The organism is uncultured Methylibium sp. (assembly GCF_902826655.1).
Classification (GTDB): Bacteria; Pseudomonadota; Gammaproteobacteria; order Burkholderiales; family Burkholderiaceae_C; genus Methylibium.
In genome coordinates this window covers 1-6,038 of sequence record NZ_CADEFR010000106.1, presented here as the reverse complement: position 1 = coordinate 6,038, position 6,038 = coordinate 1, and the positions used below count along the sequence as shown (strand labels likewise).

5 protein-coding genes and 1 pseudogene are annotated in these 6,038 nt (G+C 65.7%); 5 read left to right on the top strand and 1 reads right to left on the bottom strand.

Annotated elements, in window-relative coordinates:
• The coding region (locus QZV97_RS20150; protein ID WP_295647079.1) for a GntR family transcriptional regulator at positions 1 to 644 on the bottom strand (644 nt) is incomplete at its 3' end.
• A gap of 232 nt (positions 645 to 876) precedes the next feature.
• Between QZV97_RS20150 and QZV97_RS20145 the strand changes: the two genes are divergently transcribed.
• From QZV97_RS20145 to aceE, 5 genes and pseudogenes are all read left to right on the top strand, one after another.
• Entirely contained in the window at positions 877 to 1,929 is a 1,053-nt protein-coding gene (locus tag QZV97_RS20145; protein ID WP_295647076.1) for a TRAP transporter substrate-binding protein, read from the top strand.
• A 55-nt stretch (positions 1,930 to 1,984) separates the two neighbouring features.
• Positions 1,985 to 2,539 (top strand): TRAP transporter small permease subunit, encoded by a 555-nt coding sequence (locus QZV97_RS20140; RefSeq protein ID WP_295647073.1) that lies wholly within the window; start codon positions 1,985 to 1,987, stop codon positions 2,537 to 2,539.
• 33 nt (positions 2,540 to 2,572) lie between these two features.
• Positions 2,573 to 3,943, top strand: coding sequence for a TRAP transporter large permease subunit (locus QZV97_RS20135; RefSeq protein ID WP_295647071.1), 1,371 nt, complete (start codon positions 2,573 to 2,575; stop codon positions 3,941 to 3,943).
• Positions 3,944 to 3,950: 7 nt separating this feature from the next.
• The gene (locus QZV97_RS20130; protein ID WP_295647069.1) at positions 3,951 to 5,213 is read left to right on the top strand and encodes a putative Na+/H+ antiporter; all 1,263 of its coding nucleotides are present in this window, start codon (positions 3,951 to 3,953) and stop codon (positions 5,211 to 5,213) included.
• 113 nt (positions 5,214 to 5,326) lie between these two features.
• Positions 5,327 to 6,038 (top strand): annotated as a pseudogene (aceE, locus tag QZV97_RS20125) (pyruvate dehydrogenase (acetyl-transferring), homodimeric type); the annotation flags it as partial.

Here is a 6,038-nt window from a genome sequence, read left to right as displayed (position 1 = left end):
GCCTTGGCGATCTGGGCGTGCTGCTCGTCGAGCAGCGTCACGTTCTCGGCGTGGTGGCACAGCGCTTCGCGGGAGCGCAGCATGTTGATGCGCATCAGGTTGAAGATGCCGCGCATCACATGCACCAGGGCGACGTTGTGCGAGGCCTCGGCGACAGCCATGTGAAAGTCGACGTCGCGATCGGTGTCCTCGAGCGAATCGACCGGGCCGCGCCGGCGCTTCATCGTGCCGACGATGTCGCGCAGCCGCTTGTCGTCGGCCTCGGTGGCGCGCAAGGCGGCGAACTCGGCTGCCACGCACTCCAGCCCGTGGCGCAGTTCGAGGATGTCGTCGACGGTCTCGGGGTGGCGCTGAAGAAGGTGCACCAGCGGATCGGTGATCGTCGGTGCGGTGACGTCGGTGACGCTGAAGCCGCCGCCCCGGCGCGCCTGCAACAGGCCGCGGCTTTCGAGGATCAGCAGCGCCTCGCGCAACGATGGGCGCGACACGTCGAGCTGCTGAGCGAGGTCGCGCTCCGCCGGTAGCCTGTCGCCGGGCTTGAGCTTGCCGGTGGCGATGAGGTCCTCGATCTGGTCCGTGATCGTGTCCGAGAGGCGCGGTCGGCGGACGTGCGGGACGGCGCGGAAAGACGGCTGGCTGGCCACGGCGGGCTCCTGCGTAAACGGCACCTGCCATGCGGGGGAACCCGCATGGAACTGCTGGCGAGGGCTGGATAGTATCCGGTCCGCTTGGTATTACCAAGTAGACCAATAAACCAGTCAGGCCGGCTTGATCACCGTCAATGGTGCCCGCAACTGACTGACCTGTTCCCGATGAATCCACAACACCGCGGCCAGCTGGACCGCGCCTCCTCACCGACCTTCACGGAGCACTTCGATGCGTTCAGGACTCAAGCCCCTCGCGGCCACGGCCGCACTCGCCCTCGCGGCATTCGGCGCTCATGCGCAGGAGAATGTGCGCTGGGGCATCCCGATGGCCTTCGGCGCCAACCTCACCGCGTTGGGCGACACCATGCCGTGGGTGTCCGAGCAACTGAAGAAGGTCTCGGGCGGGACGATCAACCTGCAGGTCTTCGAACCCGGCAAGCTGGTGCCGGCACTCGGCATCTTCGACGCCGTCTCCACAGGCAAGGTCGAAGCCGGCTACAGCTTCATGGGCTACGAGGTGGGCAAGGTGCCCGTCTCCGCCATCTTCGGCGCTCTGCCTTTCGGCATGGAGACGCCGCAGTTCGCCGCGTGGATGTACTTCGGCGGCGGCGACGCGCTGCTGAAGGAAGCCTACAAGCCCCACAACGTCTACCCGATCTTCTGCGGCTCGATCAGCCCCGAGGCCGCCGGCTGGTTCAAGAAGGAGATCAAGACGCCGGAAGACCTGAAGGGCATGAAGTTCCGCGCCGCGGCGCTGGGCGGCAAGATTTATCAGAAGCTCGGCGCCTCGGTGACGATGCTGCCGGGCGGTGAGCTGTTCCAGGCCCTCGAAAAGGGCGTGCTCGACGGCACCGAGTTCTCCCTGCCGACGGTGGACGACCAGCTCGGCTTCCAGAAGATCGCCAAGAACTACTACCTGCCGGGCTGGCATCAGCCTTCGACGAATCAGTTCCTGTACGTCAACATCCCAGCCTGGTCCAAACTGAAGCCGCAGACGCAGGCGCAGATCGAGACCACCTGCACGGCCGGCGTGATCATGTCGCTCGCCAAGGCGGAAGCGCTGCAGGGCGACATCCTCGCCAAGTTCGAGAAGGAAGGCGTGCAGTTGCGCCAGTTCGGCAAGCCGATGCTCGATGCGTTTGCCAAAGCCTCCAAGGAGGTGTTGGCCGAGGAGTCCGCCAAGGACCCGATGTTCAAGAAGGTGTACGACAGCATGTCGGCCTTCCAGAACAAGAACCGCAAGTGGCACGACTTCGGGTACCTGCCGCGCAACTTCAAGTGACCCTGGTCTGAGCACCGGCCGCGGCCCGAAGGCCGCGGGCCGCGAAGGAGACAACATGAACACCGAGAAGAGCGGCGCCCAAGCCGGGCCGTCGGGCATTGCGTTGCCCGTCACAGGGTTCTCGCGCGGCGCCGACCGCGTGATCGGCTGGTTCGGCGAGATCGCCTCGGCGCTGTGGACCGTGCTGGTGGCGGTGATCGTCGTCCAGGTGGTCGCGCGCTACGCCTTCAACAAGGGCTCGATCACGATGGAGGAGCTGCAATGGCACCTCTACGCCATCGGCTTCATGCTCGGCATCTCCTTCACCGAGATCCGGGAGCGCAACGTGCGGATCGACGTGCTCGCCGAGCGCTTCTCGCAGCGCACACGGTTGTGGATCGAGCTCGGCGGCATCGTCACGATGCTGCTGACCTTCTGCGGCTTCGTCATCTGGTTCGCGGTCCCGTACTTCTGGAGTTCGTTTCAGCTCAACGAGACCTCGGCCTCGCCGGGGGGCTTGCCCTATCGCTGGTTCCTGAAGTCGTTCATCGTCACCGCCTTCGTGCTGCTCGCCCTTGCCGGCTTGTCGCGGCTCTCGCGCGTCTGGGTGGCCCTGTTTGGCCGCCGCTGACCGCCGTACCCGCACGCCTCGAGGAGACACGACATGCCGTTCTATGAATACATCGCCATCGGATTGATGGTGGTCTTCATCCTCGCCCTGTTCACGGGCTACCCAGTGGCCTGGCTGCTGGCCGGACTCTCGCTGCTGTTCGCGACGATCGGCATCACGCTCGGCGACATGGGCTACGACACCTTCCTGATGACGAGCTGGGCCAAGTTCTCAGGCGTCATCGACCGCTTCGACTCGATCATGTCGAACTGGGTCCTGGTGTCGCTGCCGATGTTCGTCTACATGGGCCTGATGCTGGACAAGTCCGGCGTCGCCGACACGATGATGCGCAACTTCGTCAAGGTGTTCGGCGGCATCCGCGGCGGGCTCGGGATCACCGTCGTATTCATCGGTATCCTTCTGGCCGCCTCCACCGGCATCGTCGGCGCCTCGGTGGTGCTGCTGGCGGTGCTGTCGATGCCCATCATGCTGGAGCACCGCTACTCGAAGGCCATCGCCTCGGGCACGGTGGCGGCGTCGGGCACGCTGGGCATCCTGATCCCGCCGTCGATCATGCTGGTGCTGATGGCCGACCAGGTGTCCACCTCAGTGGGTGACCTCTTCATGGGGGCCCTGGTCCCGGGCGTCGCGCTGGGCCTGCTGTACATGGCCTACATCATGGTGGTCGGCTTCGTGCGGCCCGACCTCGTGCCACCGCGAGCTCACGATGCCGAGAAGCTGACCGTGGGCCAGGTCGCGAAGGCAGCCCTGTCCACCGTGCCGACGTTCGGCCTGATCCTGCTCGTGCTGGGTACCATCTTCTTCGGCGTCGCCACGCCGACCGAAGCGTCCGGCCTCGGAGCCGCGGGCGCGATGCTGCTGGCGGCGGCCAACGGCAAGCTCAACTGGAAGGTGATCCGCGAGGTCGGTATCGAGACCACGCTGACGACGAGCTTCATCTTCGCGATCTTCATCGGCGCCACCGTGTTCGCCTACGTGCTGCGCCTGGTCGGCGGAGACGAACTGCTGTCGGCCCTCTTCAAGGGCATGAACCTGTCGCCGACCGGACTCGTGCTGGTGGTGCTGGCGATTGTCTTCGTCGCCGGCTTCTTCCTCGACTGGTTCGAGATCGTGCTCATCATCCTGCCGCTGCTCGCGCCGGTGGTGAAGGCGGCCGGGATCGACCTGACCTGGTTCCTGATCCTGATCGCGGTGATGCTGCAGACCTCGTTCCTGACGCCGCCGGTGGGCTTCTCGCTCTTCTACCTGAAGGGCGTGGTGCCCAAGGGCGTGACGATCAAGGACATCTACGTCGGCGTGATCCCCTTCGTGCTGCTGCAGATCGCGATGGTGGCGGCCTGCATCATGTTCCCGCAGATCATCACCTGGCTGCCCAAGCAGATGTACGGGACGCCCGGCGGCTGAGCCGGCCATGCGCACCGAAACCCTGCAATGGGTCTCGGCGATGGTCTTTGCCGTCGCCTTGCTGCACACCTTCGCCGCATCCTTCTTCGAACGGCTGGCGCACCACCAGCCGCGTCATGCCGGCCTGTGGCACCTGCTGGGCGAAGTGGAGATCGTGTTCGGCTTCTGGGCGGCGGTGCTGATCGTGGTCATCTTCGTCGGCCAGGGGGCGCCGCACGCGACGCACTACCTCGCGGAGCGCAACTTCACCGAGCCGATGTTCGTCTTCGCGATCATGGTGGTGGCCGGCAGCCGGGCGGTGCTGTACGCAGCCCGCCGGCTGGTGGAGGCGGTCAGCGCCTTCGTGCCGCTGCGCGGGGGCATGGCGGTGTACTTCGTGACGCTGGCCCTCGTGCCCCTGCTCGGCTCGCTCATCACCGAGCCGGCCGCCATGACCCTGGGGGCGCTGATGCTGCGCGAGCGCGTGTTCTCTGCTGCGGTATCGAACAAGCTCAAGTATGCGACGCTGGGCGTGCTGTTCGTCAACGTCTCCATTGGCGGCACGCTGACCCCGTTTGCCGCGCCTCCGGTGCTGATGGTGGCCAGCAAGTGGAATTGGGATCTCTGGTACATGGTCAGCCACTTCGGCTGGAAGGCGGCGCTGGCGGTCGTGGCCAACGCGCTCGTCACGGCCTTCGTTTTCGCGAGAGAACTTGGCGGCCTGCCGAAGGGCCGCACCGAGGACGGAAGCAAGGCCGAACCACCTGCCATGGTGGTGCTGGTCCACCTCGCGTTCCTGTGCGGCATCGTCCTGGGCGCCCACCACCCGCCCATCTTCATGGGGCTGTTCCTGTTCTTCATGGGCTTCGCTACGGCCTACCCGCAGCACCAGGACCGGTTGATTCTGCGTGAAGGGTTGTTAGTGGCCTTCTTCCTCGCCGGGCTGATCGTGCTCGGCGGACAGCAGCAGTGGTGGATGGAGTCGCTGCTGCGCGGCATGTCGGTGGACACCGTCTACTTCGGCGCCACGGCGCTGACGGCGATCACCGACAACGCGGCGTTGACCTACCTCGGCTCGCAGGTCGAGGGCCTGTCCGAGGAGTTCAAGCGTGCGCTGGTGGCCGGAGCGGTGACCGGTGGCGGCCTGACCGTGATCGCCAACGCGCCGAACCCGGCTGGGTTCTCGATCCTGCGCGGCCAGTTCGAAGACGAGGCCATCAACCCGCTGGGCCTGTTCATCGCTGCGTTGCCGCCGACGCTGACGGCGGTGCTCGCGTTTCGATTGCTCTGAAAGGCTCCCGCCATGCGGGGCAACCCGCATGGCGTGGCAGCAGCACGCGCGTACAGTTTGGCTTGTGTGGTCATACCAAGTTGACCACCCAGACCAAGAAGCCAGGAGTCTCCATGACGATGCACGAAGACGCCGATGCCACCGAAACCGGCGAATGGCTCGATGCCCTGCGGGCGGTGGACCTGCACCGTGGCGCCGACCGCGCGAACGCACTGGTCAACCGGCTGGTCGACGAAGCGCGCCGCAGCGGTTTGTACCTGCCACGGTCGCTGACCACCGCCTACAAGAACACGATCCCGCCTGAGCGCGAGGAGAAGAGCCCGGGGGACCGAGAGATCGAGCACCGCATCCGCTCGGTCATCAGGTGGAACGCGATGGCGATCATCCTGCGCAACAACAAGGACTCGTCGGAGCTGGGTGGCCATATCGCCAGCTTCCAGTCGGCAGCGACGCTCTACGACATCGGTTTCGGCCACTTCTGGCATGCGCCAAACGACACGCACGGCGGCGACCTGCTGTTCATCCAGGGCCACAGCTCGCCCGGCATCTATGCCCGCGCCTTCCTCGAAGGGCGCCTGTCGGAGGAGCAACTGCTCAGGTACCGGCAGGAAACCGGCGGCGGCGGCTTGTCGAGTTATCCGCACCCCTGGCTGATGCCGGATTTCTGGCAGTTCCCGACTGTCTCGATGGGCCTCGGACCGCTGATGGCGATCTACCAGGCGCGCTTCCTGAAGTACCTGCAGGGCCGCGGGCTGGCCAACACCGAAGGCCGCAAGGTCTGGGCCTTCATGGGCGACGGCGAGATGGACGAGCCCGAGTCGCTGG